This window comes from Emticicia sp. TH156 (assembly GCF_002855535.1).
GTDB classification, from domain to species: domain Bacteria; phylum Bacteroidota; class Bacteroidia; order Cytophagales; family Spirosomataceae; genus Emticicia; species Emticicia fluvialis.
Map to the genome: position 1 here is coordinate 126459 of NZ_PKRS01000006.1, position 24789 is coordinate 151247.

The 24789-nt window shown below is 41.3% G+C and carries 21 protein-coding genes; 12 read left to right on the top strand and 9 right to left on the bottom strand.

Features of this window, described 5'->3' with window-relative positions; translation table 11 throughout:
• Positions 1 to 12 precede the first annotated feature (12 nt).
• The 3 genes from C0V77_RS12645 to lpdA all read left to right on the top strand — a co-directional run bounded on the left by C0V77_RS12645 (position 13) and on the right by lpdA (position 5657).
• A complete protein-coding gene (locus C0V77_RS12645; RefSeq protein ID WP_051230782.1) occupies positions 13 to 2259 on the top strand; it encodes a heavy metal translocating P-type ATPase in 2247 nt (748 codons plus the stop codon).
• 65 nt (positions 2260 to 2324) lie between these two features.
• Positions 2325 to 4223: an Nramp family divalent metal transporter gene (locus C0V77_RS12650; protein ID WP_027384835.1), complete on the top strand. Its 1899-nt coding sequence runs from the start codon at positions 2325 to 2327 to the stop codon at positions 4221 to 4223.
• Positions 4224 to 4244: 21 nt separating this feature from the next.
• Positions 4245 to 5657, top strand: a complete 1413-nt coding sequence (gene lpdA, locus C0V77_RS12655) for a dihydrolipoyl dehydrogenase (RefSeq protein ID WP_034672041.1) — start codon at positions 4245 to 4247, stop codon at positions 5655 to 5657.
• 113 nt (positions 5658 to 5770) lie between these two features.
• Here lpdA and C0V77_RS12660 read toward each other — a convergent pair whose 3' ends face one another.
• The 3 genes from C0V77_RS12660 to hppD form a co-directional block, all read right to left on the bottom strand.
• Complete coding sequence (locus C0V77_RS12660) at positions 5771 to 6184, bottom strand: OsmC family peroxiredoxin (protein WP_027384833.1); 414 nt, start codon at positions 6182 to 6184, stop codon at positions 5771 to 5773.
• A 74-nt stretch (positions 6185 to 6258) separates the two neighbouring features.
• Positions 6259 to 7116, bottom strand: a complete 858-nt coding sequence (locus tag C0V77_RS12665) for an AraC family transcriptional regulator (RefSeq protein WP_051230781.1) — start codon at positions 7114 to 7116, stop codon at positions 6259 to 6261.
• 71 nt (positions 7117 to 7187) lie between these two features.
• Positions 7188 to 8348: a 4-hydroxyphenylpyruvate dioxygenase gene (gene hppD, locus C0V77_RS12670; protein ID WP_027384831.1), complete on the bottom strand. Its 1161-nt coding sequence runs from the start codon at positions 8346 to 8348 to the stop codon at positions 7188 to 7190.
• Positions 8349 to 8717: 369 nt separating this feature from the next.
• On the opposite strand from hppD, the gene C0V77_RS12675 reads away from it, so the two are divergent.
• The 8 genes from C0V77_RS12675 to C0V77_RS23175 all read left to right on the top strand — a co-directional run bounded on the left by C0V77_RS12675 (position 8718) and on the right by C0V77_RS23175 (position 15999).
• On the top strand, positions 8718 to 8939 hold the full coding sequence (locus C0V77_RS12675) for a heavy-metal-associated domain-containing protein (RefSeq protein WP_095073082.1): 222 nt from the start codon (positions 8718 to 8720) through the stop codon (positions 8937 to 8939).
• A 38-nt stretch (positions 8940 to 8977) separates the two neighbouring features.
• On the top strand, positions 8978 to 9421 hold the full coding sequence (locus C0V77_RS12680) for a DUF3347 domain-containing protein (protein ID WP_091520433.1): 444 nt from the start codon (positions 8978 to 8980) through the stop codon (positions 9419 to 9421).
• A gap of 66 nt (positions 9422 to 9487) precedes the next feature.
• On the top strand, positions 9488 to 11788 hold the full coding sequence (locus C0V77_RS12685) for a multicopper oxidase family protein (protein ID WP_095073080.1): 2301 nt from the start codon (positions 9488 to 9490) through the stop codon (positions 11786 to 11788).
• 162 nt (positions 11789 to 11950) lie between these two features.
• Positions 11951 to 13147 carry an MFS transporter gene (locus tag C0V77_RS12690; RefSeq protein WP_101726716.1) on the top strand — a complete coding sequence of 399 codons (1197 nt, stop codon included), beginning with the start codon at positions 11951 to 11953 and terminating at the stop codon, positions 13145 to 13147.
• 183 nt (positions 13148 to 13330) lie between these two features.
• On the top strand, positions 13331 to 14188 hold the full coding sequence (locus C0V77_RS12695) for a heavy metal-binding domain-containing protein (RefSeq protein ID WP_216824435.1): 858 nt from the start codon (positions 13331 to 13333) through the stop codon (positions 14186 to 14188).
• 111 nt (positions 14189 to 14299) lie between these two features.
• A complete protein-coding gene (locus C0V77_RS12700; RefSeq protein WP_091520439.1) occupies positions 14300 to 14521 on the top strand; it encodes a heavy-metal-associated domain-containing protein in 222 nt (73 codons plus the stop codon).
• A 152-nt stretch (positions 14522 to 14673) separates the two neighbouring features.
• Positions 14674 to 15501 carry an RteC domain-containing protein gene (locus tag C0V77_RS12705; protein WP_095073077.1) on the top strand — a complete coding sequence of 276 codons (828 nt, stop codon included), beginning with the start codon at positions 14674 to 14676 and terminating at the stop codon, positions 15499 to 15501.
• A gap of 192 nt (positions 15502 to 15693) precedes the next feature.
• Positions 15694 to 15999: a hypothetical protein gene (locus C0V77_RS23175; protein WP_101726717.1), complete on the top strand. Its 306-nt coding sequence runs from the start codon at positions 15694 to 15696 to the stop codon at positions 15997 to 15999.
• A 194-nt stretch (positions 16000 to 16193) separates the two neighbouring features.
• On the opposite strand, the gene C0V77_RS12715 is transcribed toward C0V77_RS23175, so the two are convergent.
• From C0V77_RS12715 to C0V77_RS12740, 6 genes are all read right to left on the bottom strand, one after another.
• Positions 16194 to 17534, bottom strand: coding sequence for a TolC family protein (locus tag C0V77_RS12715; RefSeq protein ID WP_101726718.1), 1341 nt, complete (start codon positions 17532 to 17534; stop codon positions 16194 to 16196).
• An 11-nt stretch (positions 17535 to 17545) separates the two neighbouring features.
• Positions 17546 to 20632 carry an efflux RND transporter permease subunit gene (locus C0V77_RS12720; protein WP_101726719.1) on the bottom strand — a complete coding sequence of 1029 codons (3087 nt, stop codon included), beginning with the start codon at positions 20630 to 20632 and terminating at the stop codon, positions 17546 to 17548.
• An 8-nt stretch (positions 20633 to 20640) separates the two neighbouring features.
• A complete protein-coding gene (locus C0V77_RS12725; RefSeq protein ID WP_101726720.1) occupies positions 20641 to 21675 on the bottom strand; it encodes an efflux RND transporter periplasmic adaptor subunit in 1035 nt (344 codons plus the stop codon).
• Positions 21676 to 21682: 7 nt separating this feature from the next.
• Positions 21683 to 22081, bottom strand: coding sequence for a hypothetical protein (locus C0V77_RS12730; protein WP_101726721.1), 399 nt, complete (start codon positions 22079 to 22081; stop codon positions 21683 to 21685).
• A 249-nt stretch (positions 22082 to 22330) separates the two neighbouring features.
• Positions 22331 to 22891: a Crp/Fnr family transcriptional regulator gene (locus tag C0V77_RS12735; protein WP_101726722.1), complete on the bottom strand. Its 561-nt coding sequence runs from the start codon at positions 22889 to 22891 to the stop codon at positions 22331 to 22333.
• Between the two features lie 331 nt (positions 22892 to 23222).
• Positions 23223 to 23576 carry a cyclophilin-like fold protein gene (locus C0V77_RS12740; protein ID WP_143706087.1) on the bottom strand — a complete coding sequence of 118 codons (354 nt, stop codon included), beginning with the start codon at positions 23574 to 23576 and terminating at the stop codon, positions 23223 to 23225.
• A 279-nt stretch (positions 23577 to 23855) separates the two neighbouring features.
• Between C0V77_RS12740 and C0V77_RS12745 the strand changes: the two genes are divergently transcribed.
• Positions 23856 to 24740 (top strand): AraC family transcriptional regulator, encoded by an 885-nt coding sequence (locus tag C0V77_RS12745; protein WP_101726724.1) that lies wholly within the window; start codon positions 23856 to 23858, stop codon positions 24738 to 24740.
• Positions 24741 to 24789: the final 49 nt, after the last annotated feature.

The following is a 24789-nucleotide window of genomic DNA, read 5'->3' on the forward strand; positions in this document are numbered from 1 at the left end:
CAATTAAAAAATATGTCAAAAATATGTTGTAGTACAGATAATAATCTGAACCTTGTAAAGAAAAAAGAGCACAAGCACAAATACGACAGTCATGGAAATCAGTTGTGTTGCGTCACAGAAGAAAAAGTTCATGAAAAAGCGGGAACAAAAGACCTGTTAAAAGACACAAACCATCAACAAAATGATGGGCATGGACATGGCGGAGCAAATTGTGGTGAGGATGACACTGGTGATTGTAAGGATGACGAAGACCATCACGGACACGACCATAGCGAACACGGTCATAAACACGACCATAAGAAAAAGGATAATCATGATCACGGGCACGACCACGGACACGATCACGGGCATGGACACGACCACGGTGACCACGACCACAGCCACGATATAGAGGGTAAAACGGCTTTTCAGCTATTTACACCCTCCGGTATTTCTTTGATTTTATTGCTGATTGCCATCGGGTTTGACAATTATTTTCCACAAGACTGGTTTACGGGTTGGGTAAGAATTGCCTGGTATGTTATTGCTTATGTACCCGTAGGTTTACCAGTAATCAAGGAAGCAATTGAAAGTATTCGTTTTAAGGATTTTTACTCGGAGTTCTTTTTAATGAGTATTGCTACCGTAGGTGCATTTGCTATAGGGGAATATCCTGAAGCGGTCGCAGTAATGTTATTCTACTCCGTAGGTGAGGTATTCCAGACGCTTGCGGTATCAAGAGCTAAAGGTAATATTAAAGCTCTTTTAGACCAACGCCCTGATGAGGTTACGATTTTGAAAGATGGCAAACCTGTTATCATTAAAGCTGAAGACGCAAACATTGGTGATATTATCCAGTTAAAGCCAGGGGAAAAATTAGGTTTAGATGGTGAACTTGTTTCGGAAAGTGCTTCATTCAACACAGCAGCACTAACAGGTGAAAGTAAACCAGACACAAAGGGCAAAGGTGAAACTGTATTGGCAGGTATGATTAATTTGAATACGGTAAGCCAGATAAGAGTAACAACAGACTATTCGGATAGTAAGTTGAGTAAGATTTTAGAACTTGTGCAGGATGCTACATCACAAAAAGCACCAACGGAATTATTTATCCGTAAATTTTCTAAGGTATATACACCAATAGTGGTATATCTATCTATCGCCATTACATTGCTGCCAATACTTTTTGTAGAAAATTATATCTTCAGCGAATGGCTGTATAGAGCTTTAGTATTCTTGGTTATCTCTTGTCCTTGCGCATTAGTTATTTCTATTCCCTTAGGTTACTTTGGAGGTATCGGGGCAGCGAGCCGTAACGGTATCTTATTCAAAGGTTCTAATTTCCTGGATATCCTTGCAAAAGTTCAGAATGTGGTAATGGATAAAACGGGAACATTAACCGAGGGAGTTTTTAAAGTACAGGAAGTGTTTATCAAACCTGAATATAACAAAGACGAAATACTAAACCTTGTTAACGTACTGGAAAGCCAAAGCACCCACCCTGTAGCAACAGCAATCCACAACTATTGGGGTGAAGTTGATACAAAAGTTAGCTTGGAAAATGTAGAAGAAATTGCGGGTCACGGTCTTAAAGCCACGGTCAATGGCAAAGAGCTATTAGCAGGGAATTTTAAATTGCTTGATAAATTCAATATAAGTCACGATGCTGATACAGCAAACATTGTATATACTGTTATTGCAATCGGCTATGGAGGTAAGTTTGTAGGTTATCTGACGATTTCTGACAGCATTAAAGTAGATGCTAAAATAGCGGTAGACAAACTGCATAAAATGGGCGTCAGAGCCACTATGCTAAGTGGCGATAAAAGTACGGTAGTACAACACGTTGCAGAGCAATTAGGAATTGACAGTGCTTATGGTGACTTATTGCCCGAAGACAAAGTGAACAAAGTAAAGGATATTAAATCCCGTAACGGAAGTGTAGCCTTTGTGGGCGACGGCGTGAACGATGCTCCTGTGATCGCATTGAGTGATGCAGGTATTGCAATGGGCGGTTTGGGAAGTGATGCAGCTATTGAAACTGCTGATGTAGTTATACAAGACGATATGCCGTCAAAAATACCAATGGCTATCAATATAGGCAAGCAAACAAAGAAAATCGTTTATCAAAATATTGTCCTTGCATTCGGAGTTAAGGCAATTGTATTAATTCTTGGTGCAGGAGGACTGGCAACAATGTGGGAAGCAGTATTTGCTGATGTGGGTGTAGCCTTATTAGCTATTCTGAATGCCGTGCGAATACAAAGAATGAAATTTTAATTGTTAGGTTGTTGAACTGCCGCCGGATTAATCTTGCGGCAGTTTTTATAAATACGTTTTTTCTAATGGCTAAAAATCAATCACAGGCTTCGTTAAGTGAAGTACACAGTTCCGTAGATACTACAGTTCCGGGCAAATCACGTTGGCGGAGGGTACTGGCGTTTTTCGGACCCGCTTATCTTGTTAGTGTCGGATATATGGACCCCGGCAACTGGGCAACGGGTTTAGCAGGTGGTAGCCAGTTCGGATATTCCCTACTATGGGTTTTGGTAATGAGCAGCATTATGGGTTTATTACTCCAGAGCTTATCCGCGAGGCTGGGCATTGTCCGAAATCGAGATTTGGCACAGGCAAACAGGGAAACTTACCCAAAGAAAATTAATTTTGTACTTTACATTCTTGCAGAGATTGCCATTGTAGCAACAGATCTTGCAGAAATTTTGGGAATGGCAATCGGTTTGCAACTACTCACCGGAATGCCTTTGATATGGGGCGTTGCCATCACAGCATTAGATACATTTCTACTGATGACCCTGCAAAAATGGGGAATGCGCAAGCTCGAAGCCTTCATTATTGGGTTGATATTCGTAATCGGTATGTCATTTCTGGTGCAGATATTAGTTGCAGATCCCAATACTGGGGAAATCGCTTCAGGGCTCATACCGCACATTCAGAACGACACGGCGCTGTATATTGCTATCGGTATCATAGGAGCAACGGTAATGCCCCACAATTTGTACCTGCATTCTGCATTAGTGCAAACACGAAAATTTAACCGGGACGATGCGAGCATCAAAAAAGCAATTAAACTGAATTTTTGGGATAGTGCCATTGCCTTAAATATGGCATTGCTTGTCAATGCCGCAATATTAATCCTTGCTGCAACAGTGTTTTATAAAACAGGGCGTTCTGATGTAGCGGAGCTAAAGCAGGCTTATGAATTGTTGCCACAGCATTTGGGCAGCGATTTTACCGCCAAACTCTTTGCTGTGGCTCTTATAGCCGCAGGACAAAGTAGCACCATTACGGGAACGCTTGCAGGTCAAATTGTAATGGAGGGTTATTTGCGGTTCCGAATGAACCCCTTATTACGCAGGCTCATCACAAGGTTGCTTGCTATAGTTCCGGCAGCTTTGGTAATCCTCATTAACGGGGAGGGAAAGGTAGATAGCTTGCTTATCTTTAGCCAGGTGGTATTGAGTATGCAGTTGGGTTTTGCGGTTATCCCGCTCATCCATTTTGTAAGTGATAAAAAGACTATGGGCAAGTTTGCCATTAAGCCACTGATAAAAATTTCCGCTTGGTTTATTACTATATTACTGGTTTACCTCAATTCAAAACTGTTGGTAGAGGAAGCGATAAATTTCTTTGACACTTCGGGCAATATCATCTGGAAAGGGTTGATAATTTTAGGAGGGATTGGTTTTGTAATCCTGATGGCTTATACCACGTTATACCCCTTGTTCAGCAGAAAGGCGTTTTGTGAAATTACGCCACACGACAAGCCGGAGCCTTTACAGCTACAACCATTCGTGCCGTACCGGAATATTGCGCTTACGGTGGATTTTAAAACCCTTGACCATAAGGTTATCAACCACGCCATTACGCAGGGCGGTAAAGACAGTAGGTACACGCTCATTCATATCGTGGAGAGTGTGGCATCCGCATCGCACTTTCACGACAGTACCGACGAGGAAACGCTAAAGGACAGGGAATTTTTGGACGAATATGCAAAGCAGTTACAGGACAACGGGTATTTTGCTGAAGCAAAACTGGGCTTTGGAAAAACCGCCGATGCCATTGCCGAAATTGTCAATCAGTCCGATGCTGAACTGGTGGTTATGGGTGCACACGGTCATAAGGGATTGAAAGATTTATTGTACGGCGCAACCATAAATCAGGTACGGCATTTGGTAAAAATTCCGGTACTGATTGTCAAAAACGAGGGAGAACAAAAACATTAACTCAATTAAATAATAGGTATTATGAATTATGATGTAATTTTTTTAGGCAGCGGTCCCGGAGGGTATGTTGCTGCCATTAGAGCCGCACAACTGGGGTTGAAAACAGCCATCGTAGAACGGGAAAGCCTGGGCGGTATTTGCCTTAATTGGGGCTGCATTCCCGCCAAAGCACTGATGAAATCGGCAGAAGTTTTTGAATACCTGATGCACGCACAAAACTACGGCGCAAAAGTTTCAGGTGTAGAAGCCGACTTTGAGGCAATTATAAAGCGAAGCCGTGGTGTGGCAGATAAAATGAGCAAAGGCGTTCAATTCCTCATGAAAAAAAATAAGATTGACGTAATTAAAGGCGTTGGTAGACTGAATGCCAGTAAAGCACTGGAGGTTACGGATGCGGATGGCAAAACCACTACCTACCAATCAAAGAACATCGTACTGGCAACAGGTGCTCGGAGCCGTGAACTGCCGAGCCTGCCCATTGACGGAAAGAAGATTATCGGCTACCGGGAAGCAATGGTATTGCCGGAGCAGCCCAAATCCATTATCATTGTGGGGAGCGGCGCAATCGGCGTTGAGTTTGCTTACTTTTTCAACAGCATTGGAACAAAGGTAACTATCGTTGAGTATCTTCCCCGTATAGTTCCGGTTGAAGATGAAGACATATCTAAAGAACTCGAAAAATCATTTAAGAAAAAAGGGATTGAAGTATTGACGGGTACTTCGGTTGAAAGCGCAGATATTAGTGGTAATGGTGTAAAAGCGATGATAAAAAAAGCCGATGGTAGCGGCGACCAGGTGTTGGAAGCTGACATTTTGTTGAGTGCAGTCGGCATAGTAGCGAACATTGAAAACATCGGGCTTGAAGCGTTGGGCATTAAAACAGAAAAAGGAAAAATCCTTGTTAACTCGTATTACGAAACCAATGTATCGGGTATTTATGCAATTGGAGATGCAGTTCCTGGTCCCGCATTGGCTCACGTTGCAATGAAAGAAGCTGTAATTTGTAGTGAAGTAATTGCCTATAAAGCCGGAAAATTCGACCGTCAACCCAATCCGTTGGATTATGGTAATATACCAAGTTGTACCTATTGCTCACCCGAAATCGCTTCAGCAGGTATGACCGAAAAACAGGCTAAAGAGGCGGGTTATGAAATTAAAGTGGGCAAGTTTCCTTTTTCCGCAAGTGGAAAAGCAAGTGCCGCCGGAGCGACAGACGGCTTTATAAAAGTGATTTTTGATAACCAGTACGGCGAATGGTTAGGTACGCATATGATTGGCTACAATGTTACCGAACTCATAGCCCAGACAACTACAGCCCGAAAACTGGAAACCACCTACCATGAACAGCTTGACACTATATTTCCACACCCGACAATGAGCGAGGCTGTAAAAGATGCTATTGAAGCGGCATTAGGTGAAGCGATACATCTATGATGAATTTTTAAATTAGACATAATGCTAAAAAGGGTGTTTCTCAATTGAAACACCCTCGTTAGTAAATATGGAAACTTAAAATGGATATTGTTTATCCCTTTCTTTACAAGCATTTATTGTTTTAGTTCAGCATTTAAAGAAATTTCTAAATTATATGCTTTTCCAACCGGACACATTTCTTTAGCCTGTTCAGCATATTTTTTGAAATCTACTTCGCTTATATTAGGGATTACTGCAATTACATCTAAATCAGAATTGGTAATGTCAAAACTTGTAGCCGTTATTGTGCAAGAAGTTTGTAAAGTTTCAACTTCTATACCATTACTTGTGAGAATGTAATTTAGTGTCATAGTGTAGCAAGCTGCATGTGCTGCTGCCATAAGCTCTTCAGGATTTGTAGCCGTATTTTCTTCTTCCTTTTTATTGTGTTTAAAGACACTTTTACCAATTGTGGAATGTACAGCATCAAAACTTCCACTTCCGCTTTTAAAATTACCCTGCCATTTAGCTGTGATTTTTGCTTTCATTTTTATTAAACTTTTAAATTACTTTGCAAAATTGCAATTCTAATTAAAAGCAGTCAATGCAGATAATTCGCTGTTTATAGCACATTTTTCCCATTTGCAGAGATTTGAGTTGCATTTCTGAAAGAAAGCGGAGAAACCCCAGTTTGCAATTTGAAAAACCGAACAAAATACGAGTAATCTTCATAACCGAGATACGCAGCAATCTCTTTGATACTGAATTGTGTATTAGCTAACATTCTTTTGGCTTGTAGAATAATCCTATTTTTTATAATTACATTCGGTGCGATTTGTCTTTCAGTTACTATTTTCCGGTTAAGGCTTTTCGGAGTAATATTAAGCATCAAAGCATAGTCTGATACATTATGCGCCGTACGGTAATGTAATTCTATCAATTGGCTAAACCTCCTTGTCAGATCCTTATCGTAAGATATTGCTTGATGAGTATCGTCATTTTTTTTTCCAAGTGTGCGTGTCGCTGAAATCACGATTTGCTTTATATATGTTTTAATCATCTCTTCAGCCCAAAAATCTTTCATTTTGATTTCCTTCTGAATAGAAATCAGAAGTTTTTGAAAATATTTTTCCTGACTTAAAGTAAGATCTATATAAGGAAGTTCGAAAACATTGTCAAAGAGAAGTCCATCGCACGCAAGTTCCTTATCATGGAAAGCAATGCAATAAAAATCTGGGCTAAAGTACACAAGACTTCCTTTAGAATTATCGCAGACTTTGAAATATTGCCCAATACTGAAAAAAAGCAAAGTGCTTTCCTCAAAATCATAATCTATAAAATCGACATTAATACGCCCACCCTTATTTATAAATACAATTTTATAGTACTTGTTAAACCAGCTTATGTCACTCTTGATTTCATTGGGCATTCCAAGAAGATCAAAATATCCAATCATTTTATCTCTATTAATATCGACCATTTTTTTGTACAACGATTAAAATAAAAAAAGTCCTAAACTAATTTTAGGACTTTGATAAAAATAAAAAAAATCTACAAGGTTCCTCTTCTTTCCTGCTCTCTTTCAATAGACTGGAACAATGCTTTAAAGTTTCCTGCTCCGAAACCTCTTGCACCCATTCTTTGGATGACCTCAAAGAAGAATGTTGGGCGGTCTTCAACCGGGCGGGTAAAGATTTGTAATAAATAGCCCTCTTCGTCCGCATCAATCAGAATACCCAACTCCTGCAATTCCTTAATATCTTCTTTAAAGCGGTGCATATGTGCTTTTAAACGTTCAGGAATGGCATCATAATATGCCTGTGGCGGTCTTGACAAAAATTCAACCCCTCTTGATTTAAGATTGTTTACGGTCTTTACAATATCGTCCGTAGTTACAGCAATATGCTGAACGCCCTCGCCCTCGTAAAATTCAAGGTATTCTTCAATCTGTGATTTCTTTTTGCCCTCTGCGGGTTCGTTTATCGGGAATTTTATTCTGCCGTTACCGTTTGCCATTACCTTAGACATCAGGGCAGAATATTCGGTAGAAACCTGCTTATCATCGAATGAAAGGAAGTTTTCAAATCCCATTACTTCCTCAAACCATTTTACCCAGGTGTCCATTTGGTTCCAGTCCACATTGCCCACCATATGGTCAATGTATTTCAGTCCCGCAGGCGCAGGGTTATATTCAGTTTCCCATTTTTCATAGCCCGGCATAAATACGCCGTTGTAGTTTTTGCGTTCGGTAAACATAAAAATCGTTTCTCCATACGCATAGATGCCCGATTGTACAACTTCTCCGTTTTCGTCGGTGGTTACGGTTGGTTCCATAAAGGCTTTTGCACCTCTTTTCGTGGTTTCTTCAAAGGCTTTGCGGGCATCTTCTACCCAAAGCCCCACTACTTTGATGCCGTCGCCGTGCTTCTTTACGTGTTCGTTGATTTCGGAATTAGAGCGCATCCCAGTCGTTAATACCAGTCTTACTTTATCCTGCTTTACCACATAGGAAGCCCTGTCCTGTAAGCCCGTTTCCAGTCCGGCATACGCCAAAGACTGGAACCCGAAAGCGGATTTGTAATAGTGGGCAGCTTGTTTGGCATTGCCTACATAAAATTCCACGTAGTCCGTTCCTAAAATCGGTAAAAAGTCCTGTGCACCCTCGAATATCTTATCCAAGCCGTATTCGACGTTCTTTAAATCGTTTGTCATTATAAAGATTTTTAAAAATTATATTATGTGTGATTTTGCAATAAAGGTTGTTGCACAAAGAGGATTTGTGCAATCGTGTTGGGGTTGAGAACCCGGAGCTACAACATAGCCCGATGCAAAACCGAGAGAAAGGTTTTGATAGCCATTTTATAAACAGTTAGCGTTATTCGGTAGTAAATGTATTCCGCTTATTCTGAATGGGCACTATAATCAGTAAAAGTCACAAAACAAAACCGAAATATTACAAGTCGAAGCTATTTTGAAGTACAATCAGTAAATATCATAAATCAAACAAGGAATTTCACAAACAGTATAGCGCATTCTGTCCCGAAATTTGTACTAACAAAAACAATATAAAAGTTCAAGACAATGGAAAGCAAAAATCTTCAATTCAAGACAAACCTTAATTGCAGTAACTGTGTATCAAAAGTGCAGGCAGATTTAGATAACGCAGGCGGTATCTGCGAATGGAACGTTGATACTACGAACACCGATAAAATACTTACTGTAAAAGCAGAGGGTATTACCGAAGACGAGATTGTCGCCATCATCAAGAAAAAAGGGTTTAAAGCTGAACCCATTTCACAATAATATAATCAGCCATTCACTAATCATTAAAAAGGATAAAAATGAAAAATCTAATAGTAGCAATGACCGTAATGTTGTTTGGAGTTTCTGCTTATGCACAGAATACAGGCAACCTGTTGAACAACTACATCAGCGTAAAAAATGCTTTAGTAAGCAGCGATAGCAAAGCGGCAAGCACCGCCATTACCGCACTGAATGAAGCCGTAAAAAGTGAGGGCAATTTTGCACAGAAAGCAGAATTGCAGAAAGCCACAGACAAGTTAAGCAAAGCAGGTAATAACCTTGAAAAGCAAAGAGCCGCTTTCAACGATGTATCTACCGTACTGTGGAAATTGGTAAAAGGTTCTGACAAAGTCACCCAACCTGTTTACTACCAATATTGCCCGATGAAAAAAGCATATTGGTTGAGCAAAGAAAAGGAAATTAAAAATCCTTACTACGGTTCCTCTATGCTTACCTGTGGTAAGGTTGCCGAAACTAAATAATAACCCAGTAAGGCATTGCTCATTGGGCAATGCCTTTTAACTTTTATAACCAATGCGATTTTTAAAATGGATAATCAAAAAAATTTTTACAAAAAGCTGTTGCCGCTAACCCTGTTGGCACTCTTCATATCACAAGTCAGCATTGCCCAAAAGGTAGTTCATTACGACCTGTATGTAAAAGATACGGTGGTAAACTTTGCAGGCAAGGAGAAGAGGGCAATCGCTATAAACGGGCAAATCCCGATGCCCACACTTGAATTTACAGAGGGCGACACGGCGGAAATCGTAGTGCATAACCAGTTAAAAGAAAGTACATCCCTGCACTGGCACGGCTTGTTCCTGCCCAACAAAGAAGACGGCGTACCCTTCTTAACACAAATGCCGATTGAGCCGGGCACAACCTATACTTACCGTTTCCCGATTATCCAGACAGGAACGCATTGGTATCATTCCCATTCAGGTTTACAGGAGCAAATTGGTATGTACGGCAGCTTTATAATGCACAAAAGGGCTAATGATAAAACATTCAGAAAAGGAATTGACGATTTGCCGGAAATCCCCATTATGCTAAGCGAATGGACGAACCTCAATCCCAACAATGTACACCGTATGTTGCACGCTGCAAGTGATTGGTTTGCGATAAGGAAAGGCGCAACACAAAGCTACGCCGAAGCCATTAGAAGCGGTAAATTCAAAACCAAGCTGACCAACGAATGGAAGCGTATGTTGGCAATGGACGTGAGCGATGTGTATTACGACCGTGTAATGATGAATGGTAATCATCATACCGATTTAAAAAGCATTGACGGCAAGCCCTTAAAAGCAGGTGATAAAGTACGCTTGCGCATTTCCAATGGCGGTGCATCGTCTTACTTTTGGCTACGCTACGCAGGCGGTAAAATTACCGTAGTGGCAAGTGATGGTAACGATGTGGAGCCTGTTGAGGTGGACAGACTGATAATTGCTGTATCTGAAACTTACGATGTGGTCGTTACCATTCCCGAAGACGGTAAAGCGTTTGAGTTTATGGCAACCACTGAAGACCGCACCCAATCCACAAGTTATTTTATTGGAAACGGTAAAAAACAGTTAGTAGGGGAAATGCCACGCCTGAAATATTTTGAGGGTATGCAGATGATGAACGATATGATGAAGATGAACGGCGACCTTGACGATATGGGAATGAATATGAGCCTGAACCAAATGGATATGAACGTAGTAATGTACCCGGAGATTACAGGCGAAGAAAAAAGTAAGAAAAGTAAGGATAAAGAGCCAGCTATGGAGCATCACGGCGACCATAATATGAGCAAGGACGAAGACCCCAACCGCTATAATGCCAATGCGTTGAGCGATATTAAAACACTGAATTACTCAATGTTGAAATCGCCGCATAATACCACGCTTCCGGCAGATGCCCCGGTCAAGGAACTGAAATTTACTTTAACGGGAAATATGAACCGTTACGTTTGGAGTATGGATAATAAGGTTTTGACAGAAACGGATAAGATACCTGTTAAAAAAGGCGAAGTATTAAGGATTACGATTTACAATAACTCAATGATGCGCCACCCGATACACCTGCACGGTTTTGATTTCAGGGTACTGAATGAGCACGGCGAAAATGCACCGATGAAAAACATCATCGACATTATGCCGATGGAAACCGATACCATAGAGTTCCTTGCCAATACCGAGGGCGATTGGTTTTTTCATTGTCATATCCTGTATCATATGATGGCGGGAATGAACAGGGTGTTTGCAGTGGACGATTATAAAAATCCTGAATTGCCCAACAAGGCTAAAGCCTACAAGATGTTACAGCGTGAAAGCAATATGCCGCACCTGATGGCGCAGAGCGATTTTGCTACCAACGGTATAGACGGGGAAGCAATGCTGATGAATGCCCGTTACAGCTTAGGCACGGAGTGGCGTTTGGGTTACAACGATATGCACGGTTACGAAGTTGAAACCCATTTAGGGCGTTACATCGGTAAAATGCAATGGCTGATGCCTTTTGTCGGCTTCGACTGGCGATACCGCAGAATGGGAATGGACGAGCACGAGAAAAACCTCTTCGGACAGGTTAATAAAAAGGACAACAGGGCTGCTGTGAGCTTAGGGGTAATGTACACCTTACCGATGTTGGTTAATGTACAGGCAGAAGTTTACCACGATGGTATTTTCAGGGTTTCATTGATGCGGGAGGATATACCTATCTCCAGACGGTTAAGAGCCGGGTTTATGGTCAATACCGATTTGGAGTATATGGCAGACCTGCGGTACATCCTGACAAGGCATATCGGTATCAGGGCGCACTATGATAGTGATATGGGCTTTGGTGCAGGGCTTTCGCTCAATTACTAAAAGAACTATTCAAAGAACAAGTAAAGGTTGTAGCGATTATGCTATGACCTTTTTGCATTTACAATACCGGGCTAAATCAGTAAACCTCACAAATCAAACAAGAAATATCACAATAGACAGCCCGAAGCAAATTGCCAATTTTGTATCATAAATTTTAAGATTATGACAGCAAAAATAAAATGGAACAACGTGTATCTTCTGTTTACCTCGCAGGCGCTGTTTCAGACTGCATCCATATTGGTAATTACGCTTTCGGGTGTGGTAGGCTTACAAATGGCTCCCGATAAAAACCTGGCGACCTTGCCATTGGCAATGATTACCGTAGGTACGGCAGGTATGATGATACCCGCATCCCTCATCATTAGAAAATTAGGTCAGCGCAATGCCTTTATGATAGGTACGCTGATAGGCGTTTTGTCGGGTTTGGTTTCGTGGTACGCCATTATCCAAAATTCCTTTTGGCTGTTTTCAGTAGGTAATATGCTCATTGGTGCTTATCAGGGCTTTTCGCAATACTACCGTTTTGCGGCGGCAGATGCCGTTCCCGACAATGCGAAAAGCAAGGCAATTTCTTTCGTTATTGCGGGTGGCGTTGTTGCGGCTTTCGCCGGACCCAACTTAGCGAGGTTTACACAACATTTAGGGGCGGTTCCTTACGCTTATTCCTACTTTTCCATTATCCTGTTAAGTGTGGTCGCTTTGGGCGTTGTTTCCTTTCTAAAGCTGCAAAGAACATCTGCGGTACAAACCAAGGAAGCAGTTAAGAAAGGTCGCCCGTTAAAAGAAATCATTAAGAATAAAGATACCATCCTTGCAATACTGGCATCATCTACCGCATTTGCCGTAATGGGAATGTCAATGACCGTTACACCGATAGCGATGCATAGTGTAGGACATTCGTCAGATAGTTCAGCAACGGTTATCCAATGGCACGTATTAGGTATGTTCCTGCCTTCGTTCTTTACAGGTATGCTCATTCAGAAATTCGGTGTTTACCGTATCATTATTTCAGGCTTGGCGATTTTGTCCCTGTACATCGTTATTGCCCTGATGGGAACAGGCTTTGTACATTTCGTTTCTGCATTGTTTATTGTGGGCTTAGGTTGGAACTTCCTGTTTATCGGTGGTTCATCCTTGCTAACCAAAGTGTACAGACCTGAAGAGAAAGAAAAAACGCAGGCTTTCCACGATTTCACGGTTTTTGCAGTAATCAGTATAGCGAGCTTCTTCGCAGGCAGCTTGTTTAATTACTGGGGTTGGAACGGCGTAAACATTGCATTGATACCGATGCTTATCATCACATTGATAGTCGTTACCAGGATTGTTATGAGCCAAAAGAACAGCGTTAGCAATCAGTAAAAATCGTAAATCAAACAAAGAATATCACAATAGATACAACCCATTTAATGCGGAAATTTGTATTGTAGTAAGAGAGATAGATAAGTGAATAATTTAAAAACCATATTGCTAAGCACGTTTGTTTCACTGGCAGCCTTATCTGCCTGTAACAATTCGGAAAGTAATAATAAAAAATCAGAGGATATGAATACACATCAGCACGCAAATCACGACAGCGCATACGTTTGTCCGATGCACCCGGAAGTAACAGGAAACAAAGGCGATAAATGCCCTAAATGTGGTATGGCTTTGACACCTGTTAACAATCAGAAAAGCCAGTTTGACGTAAAAGTGGCTGCCGACCCGCAAAATGTCGAAACAGGCAAACCGACAAACTTATCCATTGCCGTTACAGAACACGGTAAAAATGTACCGTTGGAAGTAGTGCACGAAATGAAAATGCACGTTTTGGTAGTGAATGAGGAGCTGACCTGGTTTGACCATATTCACCCCGAAGAACAGGCAGACGGTTCTTATAAGGTTTCAGAAACATTCCCGGCAGCAGGCAAATACCTGTTATTTACGGACTACAAACCGAACGGAGCCGAGGGAGAGGTCAATAAGCAAACCATTGAGGTAAAAGGTACGGCATCAGCCCAAACCACCGAGTTAAAAACAAAGTTGGTTTCAACCGTAGATGGTTTTACGGTAACGCTGCTTAACGGCGAGGATTTCAAAACAAACAGAAATCAGGGCTTGCAGTTTTCAGTAGAAAAGGAGGGCAAGAAATTAGCTGAAGAGGTTATGCAGAACTATCTCGGAGCGACTGCCCATATCGTAATGATAAGCAAAGCCGATAAGGATTTTCTACATATACACCCCGTTTCAAAAGAGAATTTCCCAATCTATGCCGAAACGCTTATCAAAAAAGCGGGGCTTTACAGAGTATGGGTACAATTCAAAATAGACAACGTGGTGCATACGGCAGATTTCACGATTACCGTATCAGAGGGAGAAAAATCGGAAGAAGACCACAGCCATCACGCCCACAAACATTTATAGTCCGCAAAACAGTAAATGTCACAAATTAAACCCAGAATATCACAATAGCAGGCTTAGGGATTATGTTGAATTTTGTGGCAGTTCAAAAAATATTAAATAAAGTTTAAAAATATGGAAAATACAGAATTTCAGTTCAAGACCAATCTTAATTGTGGTGGTTGTGTATCAAAGGTAAAAGCGGATTTGGATAGTGCGGACGGTATCTGCGAATGGAATGTAGATACAGCTAACAATGACAAAATTCTAACCGTAAAATCAGAGGGCATAACACAAGATGAAATAGTTGCCATCGTTAAGAAAAAAGGCTTTAAAGCAGAACCATTAGCGGTTTAATCTCTTAGCCCTATCCTGTTTCTAATAAAGGATAGGGCTTTCTCATACCCTTTCAGTACATATTAAAATGAGGCAATTTATTGTGGGCTATCTGCAATTGCTGCCTCATTTTATACTTTTTAATTGGTTTCACACTTTAAATTCCGGTTCCGATGATAGATTATTGCCAAACTATAATAAGCGAATTAGACGATAGAATAAATGAATTGACCTATGAGCCGAGTAATTCACTGGTATCGTATGAAAATGCTATTGGACTGGTCTTACAGAAACTTGAAGAGATAAAGAAATACATTAAGAAAAATGGCTTTAAAGATGATGAAGAGGAAATACTATTTTTCAAGCAGTTAAAACCGCAGTTGGTTTCTAAGCTCATCTACTTCAATTCGATTTACAAGATTGAAACTAAAAGACCACGTGGAGGGGATAAAACCATCAAGAAATATCTTAATGTAGAGCTTTCCAAAATCAAACGATATTTCGATGCCAATCTGGAATTTTACAAGTATTATAGAACCAACAGCACCCACCTCGACAATAAATTCTTTTTGCGTGGCAAGCACGATATAAAGTTAAGTTTAGACACGTATTATTTTGAAGCCGACCATAATTTCACAACATCCCACGATTACAAGGTTGCCAAGATTATTGCCAACGATTTGATACAGGTTTATCTTGAAGACCAGTTGAGTAATAACAATCAGAGAAAGCTATTTGAAACCACACCTTTGAACTGGACGGGCAGCAAAACTTCACTCATTGAATTGATTTATTCACTGCATTCGCAGGGTTCCATTGACAACGGGAATGCCGACATTAAAATCATTGCCAAGACCTTTGAGAATATGTTTAATATTGACTTAGGGGATTTCTACCATTCCTATTTGGAACTGAAAGGCAGGAAGATAAACCGAACGAAGTTCCTTGATAGTCTTCGGGATGCACTTATCAAAAGAATGGACGAGCAAGACGAAAAATAAAGGTAAAGTTTCAATGCTTTACCTTTATTTTTTATAAATTTGCAATAATGATTTACAAGGTAATTGAATGAAAGCAAGTGCAGTAAGCACCATTACTAAATCGTTACCGATAACTCTTTCGGTTCTTGTAAACTACTCTTTATTAGTCAGTTTTGACTAAATTAATCTTTTTTTGATAAAATAGTTAATCAAGTGTGGTATCATAAATCAAATAATCAATGGAAAATATTTTTCGATTACCATAATTGTCAAGGTGGACAAATTTGTATACTAGGTGAACTAAGAAAAGTTACATTTGTTAAAAAAGTAGCTATTAGAGGGACAACTATTTATAATTTCTTTTTGAAACCTATCAATAGTAAGCAATCTCATAAATCATCATACTTTCTTGATTTAAAAAAAGGAGTTGTTTTTATTAAATCATCTTCGGGAAAAGTATTAATAAGAACAGATTATTTAAATGTTAAATTAACAAATGATGAAGTTAGTTTACTTTAAAGGTACCAAATGCTTTTGAGATCGTGTTATAAATCGTTAGACTTTTTTGCTAAAAAAAGCAGTAAATGGAAAGAGAAAAGAAAGGGGGTAACCGATAATATCTTGCTGGGTGGTGTAAACTAAACTGTGTCAAGTAAAAAGTTTCAGCAAATTTATAACTTTACTTAAACACAGTTTAATTTTTGGTCTCATACTTACTTACCTATCAGCGCATTGATATCTGAAATGGCCAGAATGTAAGCCAGTCTGGCTGAATACACATCGGCTTCTGCTTTGGCTGCCAATGCACGGGTGTTTAGTACATCTGTTTTTAAATTCATACCGGCAGCCAGCCTGTCGTTTTGTAGTTTCAGTTCTTCTCTGCGGTATTGAAGCGCTTTCTCTGCTACATTTACCAATGCCTTACTTTGCCTCGCCTTCCGGTAGGCTTTTTCTATATCATAGGCAAGTTGATGCCGGGTGTTCATTATGTTTTCTTCTGCCTGCTTTAATTGATATGTTCTTTGTTGTAGCACCTGCTTGTTGGCATACAGGTCCTGAATATTCCATTTCAGGCTTAGGCCTACAAAGGGGTTATTCATAGGCATAATGGGGTTTCCACCCTGTACCACATACCCTGCCACCAAACCCACATCCGGTCTGTTGCTTTGTTTGGCTGCTTTAATACCCAGCTCGGTTCTGGCTCTGGTAAGTTCTGTCAGTTGCAAGTCGGGGTTATTGGGTATCTCGCTTGCAAAAGAATCCATAGTGGGCAGGTCGGGTAAAGTATCCGAAATGCCGTCAACATTAAAATCTTCCGCCTTTATACCGGTCAGCTTTGCCATATCGGCCTTGTAATTCTGAATCTGAAAGTCCAATTTCAGCATATTCTGCTCTTCATCAGCAATACCGGCCATCAGGCCTGCCTTGTTTACATCAATGGTTTTTCCGCTTAGCAGGGCATTTTCAACATCTGCCAGCCTTGCCTGTGCCAATGCCAGTTTAGCCTGCGCCTCTTCCATCTGTTTCTGGCTTATCAATATGCCAAAATACAGTTGCTCAATGCCATGCTTTATCTGCAAAGCTATCTTCTGTTTTTCTTTTTCTGATACGCTCACATCCAGCTTACTTAACTCAATGCCTGTTTTAATTTTTGCCTGCTGAGAAATCGGCTGATAAACAGCGGCGCCGCCATTATACGTACTTTTTTCGCCTACTTTAAATGTCCGGTCTTCGTTAGGTAAAAGCACCTGATTGGTGGCGCTTAAGGGTATTACACCTATTGTTCCTGCCGGGATAGTTATATCGGCCAGATTCAGGTTATACTGATACGTTCCGCTCAGGCTCACAACAGGCAGACGTTTTATCTCGTCTTCTTTAATTTTAGCTTTCTTCTCCTCTACCTGCCATTGCTTAATGGCCAGTATATGGTTGTTCTTTAAGGCGGCATCAGTCAACTGCTGAATAGAGTAAGTTTTCGCGTTTTGTGCTGAAACCAACTGAATACCTACTAAAAAGCCTACAAATACACTCGTTGATATTTTGAAAGTTTTCATATTTCAGGGCTTTATTTTTTCGTTAACACATCTTTTTTATCGCCTGGATTAATCCAGCCGATGTAGAGAATCGGCACTGTCAATAAGGCCATAATCATGCTCCAGACCACCCCGAAAGCCAGCACACTGGCCAATGGCGCCCACATGGGCGACCCTGAGATAATCATGGGCAGTACACCTATGGCGGCTGCCATGGCGGTCAGGAAAATCGGGCGCAGACGTCTCTTTCCACTCTCAATAGCGGCCGTTCTGATATCCATACCATGTTTCAACAGTTCGTTGGTGTGGTCTACTAATATAATGGCGTTTCTGACCACAATACCCGACAAAGCAATGAGCCCTATAAAAGCCGTGAAGCTAAAGTTATTGCCGGTTACAAATAAGCCCAGAATTGCGCCAAACAAACTCAAGGGGATGGTCAGCATCACAATGGTCGTTTCTTTCAGGTTTTTAAACTGAAACAGCAGAATAAAGAAAATAAGTACCAGACTAACCACCATAGCCGTTACCATTTCACTCAGGGTTTCTTCCTTGTTTCCATGTTCGCCACCATATTCTATATGGTACCCATTCGGCAAAGCCAGTTTATCAATGGTGGGTTGCACCTGTTCAAGCAGTTCGGCAGGTAGCATGTTATCTGATAAATCAGATTGAACCGTTAAGGTGCGAACACCATTTCTATGCATAATTTTACCTGTCTGCCATTGCGGAATAATATCGGCAATTTGTCTTAATGGCACGTTGACACCTGTAACCGGCGACTTCAGGTAGACTTTTTGAAGGTCGTCTGTATTTTGTCGTTTTACATCGTCCAGCCTCAACACTATACCAATCTGGTTGTTGCCTTCGTACATGGTAGAAATTGATGCTCCGGTAAAACCGGTATAAACCGTTTGCGAAATACTGGTGGTAGTAAAGCCTAATCTGCCGGCTTCGGGTTTCAGGTTAATACCTATGCCGTAGTAGTCTTCGGCAAAATCGCTGCGCACATACCTGCTGCCTTTGGTATTTCTAATTATGCCGGCTACCTTATTGCCAATGTCTTTCAGTTTCACAATGTCATCACCAACTATTCTTACTTCAACCGGCGCTTTCAACGGCGAGCCCTGCTGCATCAGTTTCACAAAAGTGGTGCCTTCGGGTATGGCGGCGTCTACTTTCCGGCTCAGTTCTTCAGCCAGTTCTTCGGCAGTTTTGTCGGTGGTTGTATTCACCAGAATCTGTGCGTAATTAGTAGTTGGAAATTCAGGCGAAAAGTTATAATAAAATCTGGGTGCAGCGGTACCGGTAAATGTAGCATAAGAGCTCACGCGCTCATCACTCTTCACCAGGTTTTCAGCCTTCTGAATCGCCAGTCTGGTTTTCTCAAGTTTGGTGCCTGTTGGTAACCATACCTCAATTACAAACTGGTTTCTTTCGGCAGTAGGAAAAAACAATTGTCGAACACCCTTCGTCAACAATAGCCCTGCCAGTGCAATAGGAATCAAACTGGCCAATATGGTGGTCTTCGGATATTTTACACAAACTTCAAGCAATCGGTTATAGCCCGTCTGCATGTAGTCGAGCAACGATTTACGCTTTCTACCCTTGTTTTCTTCTGCTTCAGCCTGGTGCAGCCCTTTCTTAATAAAAGTGTAACACAGCATAGGCGTAAGCAGCATGGCTACCACAAAAGACGACAATAAGGCTATTGCCACAGTAATAGGCAGGGCAAAGATAAACTCGCCTATGCTGCCATCTAACAATACCATGGGCATAAAGGAGGCAATAATGGTTACGGTGGCCACCAGCACAGGCATAACCAGGTCGCTGGCACTTCTCCATGCGGCCGTCCATCGGTCAACACCTTCATCCAGTAGCTCTACATAATTATCTGCTATCACAATGGCATCATCTACCACCATTCCCAGAACCAGAATCAAAGCGGCCAGTGAAACCTGATGTAACTCTATACCCAGGGTGTGCATGGTAGCAAAGGTAACTGCCACCGTAACCGGAATGGCCGTAGCTGCCACGGCAGCAATGCGAAAAGGAAGCAATAAGATAACTACTATAATTACCGAAACAATTGCCAGAAAAAACTCTTTGATAAAATGCGAGATGTTTTCCTGCACCAGGTGTGGCTGGTTAACAACGGTAGTAATTTTGACATTACTGGGAATAACCCCTCTGGCCTGCTCAATTTTTTGCTCAATTGCGTCACCAAAATGAACAATATTATTACCCTCATGCATTTGTATGGCAAGCAGAATAGCAGGGTGGCTGTTTACGGTAATTATACTTTGGGGTTCGGCATACTCACGTTTAAGAGTGGCAATATCGCCCAGCTTAATTACTGAACCCGTAGACGACGTACCTACAATCTGGTTAGCGAGGTCTTTTTCTGTGTTATAGTACCCGTTGGTGTATAGCGGCGCTTCGCTGTTGGCTGTTTTAATGTCTCCGGTTGGGTTAATGGCATTTTGTGACTGCAGCACCTTTACAACCTGCTGCATGCTGATACCATACTGCGATAACTTTTCTGAGCTGGACGAAACCACAATTTCTTCTTTCTGCTCACCGATGCGCTTAACTTTTGAGGTAGCCGGTATGGCACGTAAATAATCTTCCAGCTTCTGCGCGTAATTTTTAAGCTCGGTTGGTGAGGCGGTCTCGCTTTCAAGCGCAATTACCATAGCCTCCGTATCGCCAAAATCTGAATTCACTATCGGCCCCATTACGCCTTCAGGCAAATCTATCTGCCTGGCCACCAATAACTGGTTCCGCAGCTTGCTCCAGAATATATCCGGCTGTTTTACTGACTCTGTCAGTTCTACATTAATTACCACTACGCCGTCTTTGGTGGTCGAAAAAGTTTTGGCTTTGTTTACCTCTTCATATTGAAACAGATACTGCTCCAGCTTTTTGGTGAGCTGGTCTTCTACCTGAACAGAATTAGCGCCGGGATAATAGGCTATTACCAGACCCGTGCGGACCACAATTTTGGGGTCTTCGCGACGTGGCATATTCAGAAGCGACTGAATACCCACTGCAAATAGCATTAACAATACCGATAACGATATTTGCTTATATTTTAATGATGCCTGAATAATGTTCATGTCGGTAATTATTTATAAATGACAGCAGTGCCATCGGTTATTTTATTCTGACCGGCCACAACCACCAGGTCTCCTTTGTTCAGCCCGTTGATGATTTCAATTTTGTTTTCAATCATTTTGCCGATATTTACTTCTCTTCTGTAGGCCTTGTTTCGGGCTTTATCTACCACATATACATAGGTTTGGTTATTGATGTCATGATTGATGGCCTCAGCGCTTAAAACAATGGCCTCTGTGGTGGTATCAGCGTCAATTTTAGCCTCGGCTATCATACCCGGCCTGATAACAAGCCCCGGGTTGTTTACTTCAATTTTAATGGTAAAAGCTCTGGTCGACGGGTCAGCTGCCGACCCTACCTCTATTACTTTACCGCTGAAGGTTTTGGCAAGCGCAGAAATGGTAATGCTGGCAGGCTGCCCAATTCTGATATAATGCAGTTCACCTTCGGGTATATACGCCAGCACTTTTACTTTACTGATATCAGACACCACAAATGCGGGCATACCAACACCCACCATTTCGCCGGTTTCACTCATTTTCTTGAGCAATACCCCGCCAATTGGCGTGTATAGTTTGCAATCTGCCTCATTTTTTTGCTGAAGCTGCAGTTGTAACCTGGCCTGTTGTAATGAAAAACTAACTTTCGAAAAATCGCTGTCGGTTACGCTTCCACGCTCATGGAGGGTTTTCAAACGGTTGTATTCATCGGTTACGGCATTTACCTGTACCTCTGCCAATTGTCTGGCTATGGCATAACTGCTGGGGTCCAGGCTGGCCAGTAACTGCCCCTTCCTGATGGTTTGTCCCTCCCGGGCGGTTATCAGATTAACCTTACCTCCTACCATAAAACCCAGCCTTACAGTAGTGTTACCCTCAATATTCCCACTTACAGAAACATCATTGCTGAGGGCCGTGGTTGATATTTCTTCAACACTTACAGGTATGGCTGTGGTAGTGGCGGTGGTGGCCTCCGTACTTTTTGTATTGCATCCTGCCAGACCTACAAGCAGCGTCAGCAGAATATAAATGCCTGATTTTTTCATTTTAGAATTAGTTATTTTTAAAAAATTGTTCTTGGAAGACTATTTCTTTGATATCCAGAAATTGCAGGGTTTCTTCTATCACCAGGTTAAACTCTTCGCAGCCTGAAACCAAAAACCTGATTTCACGACTGGTATTGGCATTAATCACGTTTTCAATAATGGTGGTATCAAGCTCAAAATCGCTGGCGGCTAATCCAACCTCATAAAATGCTATAAACTTACCCGGATAATGATACTTTAAAATTTCAATCTCTTTACTGAAACTAAATTCATTGTTCCATGAGTAATAAACCAGCGTAATAAACGAGATTGCTTCTTCATGAAACATATCTTTCAGATTCGGAAAAACAGAAGCTATTCCGGCATTGTCTGCCACTATTACCCAATGTATGCCATTTGTTTCCATTATTTTGGTGTATTAATATGGCACAAAAGTAGAGGGGATGTTTTTGTATATTTTTAAGATAGATTAAAAAATGCAGGCATCAGTTAAGAATAAAAACATTTAAAAACCCAGTCGAACTATATAGCTTAAATACTTGGGTAAATTATGAAACCGGGTGTGGATGGTTGAGAAGCTGGCAACGCTGCGGCGTTAGTTTATCACGGCAAAGAAAAAACAAACCAATTGAACAACACCAAGAAAAACGTATGCTCAGAGCTGCGCTCTTATTACGCTGAGTGTCTGTTGGGTAATACCCAGATAAGAGGCCACATGACCCAAAGGCGCACGTAATAAAATATTCGGGTATTCTTTAATCATTCGTTCGTAACGCTCTTTGGCCGAATGAAACTTCAGATAATAATTGTTGTCAGATAATTTCTTTACCACATTATACAATACCAGTTTTTCAAGCTGATTGATTTCAGTGTTTTGACTACTGAGCCGGGCAAAATCATTAAAATTACAGGTCGTAATGGTACTTGTTTCAAGCACTTCAATGCTGTAGCGCGACGGCCGTCCGAAAAGAGCGCTTTCTATCGTGGCCGTTACGCTTTGTTCTGGAAAGAAATCTTCAGTTACATCTTTATCATCTTTCATGTAATAAGACCTGATCAGGCCGGTTTCTACATAAAATACCCGGTAAGAATGTTCACCTTCTGTTACCAACGTATGGCCTTTGGGGTAAACCTTGGTTTTTGTGCTGTTATTCAGCCAATCGGTTATGGAGTCTGTCTCAATTGACTGAGACCTGAGATAAGTTGATAAATTCATACGCCTGATAAGAAAACTGGCTTAATGTAAATATTATTTGGGCAATTTGCAACAAATGCCATTCGGGGAAAGGCTGATTACCTGCTGAAAACATAGATTTCAACTATGCACCTGCCAACACGTATAGACAAGACCGATATACGCTGACTAAACAACAATTGTGGACTTTTATGTGCCTGAATGCCGCTTGAATGCAGAAGTAGATGATAAATGGCGACCGTATTTTTCGTGTACAGGTGTGGCCGCCTGCAAGACACAGGCGGCATGAAGAGAACACAGGCCACCAATAAGCATCAAGCCTTTGTGATAAGCCCTGTGGATAATAATACCCTTATGGGAGTTCAAACCTGATGGTGATGTTATCAGAACCTAAAACCTCCGCAAGTTCTGAAGCATCATTGATTCGCCCTATCCGTGTATAACTGTATGATGTTGAAAATGTCTTGTAAAATAATACAAGCGTATTTGACCCGAACAACATGAGGTCTCCGTTTTGGATTATCGGAGGAACTGCCGGATTAACCGGCAGATTCTTTGACAACCTGTAAAACTTTTCATTGGCGTTCAGTTCTGTCATACTTATTTCAAGTGGCAGCATGGCTCTGAATGCCCCCGCTGTTGGGCTGTCGGCCAAGGTGCCACCGAAAGTTCTGCCTCCTGCTTTTATAATTATTTGGGTTTTCATGGCTATAGCTGAGTTATAAATTTTATCAGGTTTTACCTCCTGATAAACAAATATGTCTTTTGTACACGAAGCCGAACCGGCCATACAGACAAGCACGGACAGTTCAGAAAGTACGCATCATTCGTATTGCATTTAGCCAGATGTGCCGGCATTGCAAAACTAATACACCTGTATAAGACAAATCTTATACATTTTACGGTATTGCTTACCAATTTCAACGGCAGCGATATATTTTTAGAAATTTCAGGGTATTTTTGATTAGTAAAACATGACCAGCCAATGCTCATCTACGACACCATCAGGAAATACAGTGTAATGTTCAACAACCCGATATTACATCCGCTAATTAATGTGGTTGATCTAAGCAAGTCTCCCCTACTGCCTAAAACCAGATTTATGTTAGCTTTTTATGCGGTTATCATCAAAGAAACCAGATGCGGCGATATCAGGTATGGTAATCAGTACTACGATTATGACAACGGAACCATTGTCTTTTTTGGCCCGGGTCAGGTAATTACCCATGAGCCAGAAGGGGAAATGCACCAGCCTTATGGCACAGCACTTATTTTTCATCCGGATTTAATCAGAGGTACTTCACTGGTAAAGTACCTGCACCAGTACTCGTTTTTTAGCTATCAAACAAATGAGGCATTACACGTCTCAGAAAAAGAAAGAACCTTAATAGATGGCTGTCTGGCTAATATAGAGGCTGAGATAAGCCAGAATCTTGATAAACACAGCCGAACCCTTATCGTTGCCAATATTGAATTACTACTGAAATATTGTTCAAGGTTTTATGACCGGCAGTTTTATACCCGCGAAAATGTAAATCGTGGCCTTATAGGTAAATTTGAGCAGCTACTGGCCGACTACCTGACAGGCGAAAAACTGAAAACCAAAGGCTTGCCTTCTGTAGCCTATTTTGCAGATTTGCTCCATCTTTCGCCTAATTACTTTGGAGACCTGGTAAAAAAAGAAACCGGAAAAACAGCGCTTGAATTTATTCAGTTGCGCCTGCTTGAAGTAGCCAAAGAACGAATACTTGACCACGGCAAATCGCTCAGTGAAATTTCTTATGAGCTGGGGTTCAGGTATCCGCAGCATTTTACCCGTTTTTTCAAACAAAAAACAGGTGTAACCCCTATTCAGTACCGGATGCATTGATATCAAACCCTCCCCCTGTCAACCGGCAGGTGGCAATAGTTTTCTGCCT

What these genes read in the sequence shown, in the direction of transcription:
- C0V77_RS12740 (WP_143706087.1), bottom strand. Translation starts at nt 23,576, where the DNA reads ATGAAAACCCAAATAATTATAAAAGCAGGAGGCAGAACTTTCGGTGGC.
- C0V77_RS12675 (WP_095073082.1), top strand. Translation starts at nt 8,718, where the DNA reads ATGGAAAGCAAAAATCTTCAATTCAAGACAAACCTTAATTGCAGTAAC.
- C0V77_RS12665 (WP_051230781.1), bottom strand. Translation starts at nt 7,116, where the DNA reads ATGGTCGATATTAATAGAGATAAAATGATTGGATATTTTGATCTTCTT.
- C0V77_RS12730 (WP_101726721.1), bottom strand. Translation starts at nt 22,081, where the DNA reads ATGGAAACAAATGGCATACATTGGGTAATAGTGGCAGACAATGCCGGA.
- C0V77_RS12735 (WP_101726722.1), bottom strand. Translation starts at nt 22,891, where the DNA reads ATGAATTTATCAACTTATCTCAGGTCTCAGTCAATTGAGACAGACTCC.
- C0V77_RS12650 (WP_027384835.1), top strand. Translation starts at nt 2,325, where the DNA reads ATGGCTAAAAATCAATCACAGGCTTCGTTAAGTGAAGTACACAGTTCC.
- C0V77_RS12690 (WP_101726716.1), top strand. Translation starts at nt 11,951, where the DNA reads ATGACAGCAAAAATAAAATGGAACAACGTGTATCTTCTGTTTACCTCG.
- C0V77_RS12745 (WP_101726724.1), top strand. Translation starts at nt 23,856, where the DNA reads ATGCTCATCTACGACACCATCAGGAAATACAGTGTAATGTTCAACAAC.
- C0V77_RS12680 (WP_091520433.1), top strand. Translation starts at nt 8,978, where the DNA reads ATGAAAAATCTAATAGTAGCAATGACCGTAATGTTGTTTGGAGTTTCT.
- C0V77_RS12705 (WP_095073077.1), top strand. Translation starts at nt 14,674, where the DNA reads ATGATAGATTATTGCCAAACTATAATAAGCGAATTAGACGATAGAATA.
- C0V77_RS12685 (WP_095073080.1), top strand. Translation starts at nt 9,488, where the DNA reads ATGGATAATCAAAAAAATTTTTACAAAAAGCTGTTGCCGCTAACCCTG.
- hppD (WP_027384831.1), bottom strand. Translation starts at nt 8,348, where the DNA reads ATGACAAACGATTTAAAGAACGTCGAATACGGCTTGGATAAGATATTC.
- C0V77_RS12715 (WP_101726718.1), bottom strand. Translation starts at nt 17,534, where the DNA reads ATGAAAACTTTCAAAATATCAACGAGTGTATTTGTAGGCTTTTTAGTA.
- C0V77_RS12720 (WP_101726719.1), bottom strand. Translation starts at nt 20,632, where the DNA reads ATGAACATTATTCAGGCATCATTAAAATATAAGCAAATATCGTTATCG.
- lpdA (WP_034672041.1), top strand. Translation starts at nt 4,245, where the DNA reads ATGAATTATGATGTAATTTTTTTAGGCAGCGGTCCCGGAGGGTATGTT.
- C0V77_RS12660 (WP_027384833.1), bottom strand. Translation starts at nt 6,184, where the DNA reads ATGAAAGCAAAAATCACAGCTAAATGGCAGGGTAATTTTAAAAGCGGA.
- C0V77_RS12725 (WP_101726720.1), bottom strand. Translation starts at nt 21,675, where the DNA reads ATGAAAAAATCAGGCATTTATATTCTGCTGACGCTGCTTGTAGGTCTG.
- C0V77_RS12700 (WP_091520439.1), top strand. Translation starts at nt 14,300, where the DNA reads ATGGAAAATACAGAATTTCAGTTCAAGACCAATCTTAATTGTGGTGGT.
- C0V77_RS12645 (WP_051230782.1), top strand. Translation starts at nt 13, where the DNA reads ATGTCAAAAATATGTTGTAGTACAGATAATAATCTGAACCTTGTAAAG.
- C0V77_RS12695 (WP_216824435.1), top strand. Translation starts at nt 13,331, where the DNA reads ATGAATACACATCAGCACGCAAATCACGACAGCGCATACGTTTGTCCG.